This window comes from Prevotella sp., from assembly GCF_036570325.1.
Taxonomy (GTDB): Bacteria; Bacteroidota; Bacteroidia; order Bacteroidales; family Bacteroidaceae; genus Prevotella.
Map to the genome: position 1 here is coordinate 1 of NZ_DATCYK010000113.1, position 3,034 is coordinate 3,034.

General features: G+C 52.6%; 2 protein-coding genes. Both read left to right on the forward strand.

The genetic code is table 11. The annotated features are described in order from the left end of the window. The first annotated feature begins 88 nt into the window (after window positions 1–88). Window positions 89–2,416, forward strand: a complete 2,328-nt coding sequence (topA, locus tag VIR50_RS10545; RefSeq protein ID WP_331935085.1) for a type I DNA topoisomerase — start codon at window positions 89–91, stop codon at window positions 2,414–2,416. Window positions 2,417–2,428: 12 nt separating this feature from the next. Then, window positions 2,429–2,974, forward strand: coding sequence for a shikimate kinase (locus VIR50_RS10550; protein ID WP_331935086.1), 546 nt, complete (start codon window positions 2,429–2,431; stop codon window positions 2,972–2,974). Window positions 2,975–3,034: the final 60 nt, after the last annotated feature.

Genomic DNA, 3,034 nt, shown 5'->3' on the forward strand with positions numbered 1-3,034 from the left:
AAAAAAGTCAAATTATCTTCATATAATAAGGTATAAACAAAGAGAATAACTACATTTGCGGCCAAAATTAAAATAACATCAGCCAATCATGCAGGAAAATTTAGTTATCGTAGAGAGTCCCGCCAAGGCCAAGACCATCGAGAAATTCTTGGGTAAAGATTATAAAGTCATGTCGAGCTACGGCCATATCCGTGACCTGAAAAAGAAAGAGCTCAGCATAGATATGGACACGCTGGAACCCGACTACGAGATACCGGAAGAGAAGAAGAAGCTGGTCAGCGAGCTAAGGTCGAGCGCCAAGAAAGCCCAAAAGATATGGCTGGCGTCCGATGAGGACCGCGAGGGAGAAGCCATCAGTTGGCACCTTTGCGAGGTTTTGGGGCTTGACGAGGAGAAAACAAGCCGTATTGTCTTTCACGAAATCACGAAGTCGGCCATTCTTGACGCCATTCAGGCACCTCGCCGGCTCGATATGAATCTGGTCAATGCCCAGCAGGCCCGTCGTGTTCTCGACCGCTTGGTGGGCTTTAAGTTGTCTCCCGTGCTGTGGCGCAAGGTGAAACCGGCCCTCTCGGCGGGCCGTGTGCAGAGCGTGGCGGTACGACTGATAGTCGAAAGGGAGCGCGAGATACAGAACTTTAAGAGCGAACCGTATTACCGTATCAACGCCATCTTCGGCATAGACAACGCCGATGGGTCGCAGTCGGAGCTGAAAGCGGAGCTCGACACTCGCTTTAAGACCCACGAGGAGGCCATCGCTTTCCTCGAGAAATGTAAGGAAGCGCAGTTTTCTATCGGTTCCATCGCCAAGAAACCGTTGAAGCGTTCGCCCGCGCCTCCGTTCACTACGTCAACACTTCAGCAGGAAGCGGCCCGCAAACTGGGCTTCACGGTGAGCCAAACGATGATGGTGGCGCAGCGGTTGTACGAAAACGGTTTGATAACCTACATGCGTACGGACTCCGTAAACCTATCGCGGCTGGCCATAAACAGTGGAAAAGACGAGATCATACGCCTTTATGGCAAGGAATACAGCCGTCCGCGTAACTTCACAACCCACGCCAAGGGAGCGCAGGAAGCCCACGAGGCCATCCGTCCTACGGAGATGTCGCGCAACGTTATTGAGGGAACGGCGCAGGAACGCCGCCTCTATGAGTTGATATGGAAGCGCACCGTGGCCAGTCAGATGCAGGAAGCCGAGATTGAGAAGACCACGGTCAGCATTGACCTTACGGGCGTGAAAGAGCATTTTATCGCCACGGGTGAGGTCATAGCCTTCGATGGTTTCCTGAAAGTTTACCGTGAGTCGACCGATGATGACGACACGCAGGAAGAGTCGGGCCACATGTTGCCCACCATGCACGAGGGCCAGCTATTGGCTCGCCGTGAGATTATCTCGACCGAACGCTACAGCCAGTGCCCGCCAAGATACACCGAAGCCAGCCTCGTTCATAAGCTCGAGGAGCTTGGGATAGGCCGTCCGTCAACCTATGCGCCCACTATTTCCACCATACAACAGCGCGAGTACGTGCTCAAGGGTGACAAGAAAGGCGAGGAACGCACCTTTATGGTCGACTCGCTCAAGGGTATCAAGATTACCGGCAAGACCAAGATGGAGATGGCCGGCAATGAAAAAGGCAAGCTGTTGCCTACCGATATAGGCATGGTTGTTAACGATTTCCTCATGGAAAACTTCCCTTCCATCATGGATTATAACTTCACGGCCAAGGTGGAACAGCAGTTCGACCGCATCGCCGAGGGCAAAGAGGAGTGGACAACCATGATGAAAGACTTTGATAAAGACTTTGAACCGACGGTTGACCACGTCATGAATGCCCGCTCGGAGCACAAGGCCGGTGAGCGCCGATTGGGTGTTGACCCCGTCAGCGGCAAGCCCGTGTTCGTGAAGATAGGTCGCTTTGGTCCGGTCGTTCAGGTGGGCTCGGCCGAGGATACCGAGAAACCACGCTTCTCGCAAATGCCTTCCGACAAGAGCATGGAGACTATTTCGCTCGATGAGGCGTTGGAACTTTTCAAGTTGCCGCGCACCGTTGGCAGCTACGAGGGTGGCGATGTGGTGATAGGCGCGGGCCGTTTCGGTCCTTATGTGCTCCACAATAAGAAATACGTTTCACTGCCCAAGGGGGCCGACCCCATGGCTGTTACCTTGGAGGAAGCCATCGGCCTGATAGCCGACAAGCGCAAGCAGGAGGAGGAACGCCACCTGAAGACCTTTGAGGAAGACCCGAAGTTGGAGGTGCTCAATGGCCGTTATGGTCCTTACATAGCCTATGACGGCAAGAACTATCGCATGCCCAAGGCCATGCACGAGCGGGCTAAGGAACTTACTTACGCCGAGTGTATGGACGTGGTGAACAGCGCGCCGGAGCCCAAAGCCAAGCGCACACGCAAATAACGTGCAGCCGTCATGAAGCGAATCATCCTCTTGGGTTACATGGGGTCGGGCAAGACCACGTTGGGCAATGCCCTTTCAAAGGATTTGGGATTGCCCTTCTACGACCTCGACTGGTACATCGAAAGCCGCATGCGACAAACGGTGAAGCAGTTGTTCGACAGCGTCGGCGAGGAGGGATTTCGACGAATAGAGCGCAACATGCTCCATGAGGTGGCCGAATTCGAGAATGTTATCGTCAGTTGTGGCGGCGGTACGCCTTGCTTTTACGACAACATGGATTATCTCAACGGGCAAGGGGCGACCGTATATCTCAAGGCCGAGCCCGCCGTTCTTTACAGTCATCTGAAGATGGGCAAGACTGTCAGGCCCTTGTTGCTCAACAAGACGCCCGACGAAGTGAAGGGCTTTATCCGTGAACAGTTGGAAATACGTGAGCCGTTTTATAATCGTGCCAAGTATATTCTCGATGTAAACCTGATGGATAATTACGATAAAATACAAATATCAGTAGAAAATTTAAAAACGCTTTTAGCATTAGAATTGAACGATCAGCAATGAAGAAGTGGACGATTGAAGATTCCAAAGAGCTCTACAACATCAATGGATGGGGCACATCTT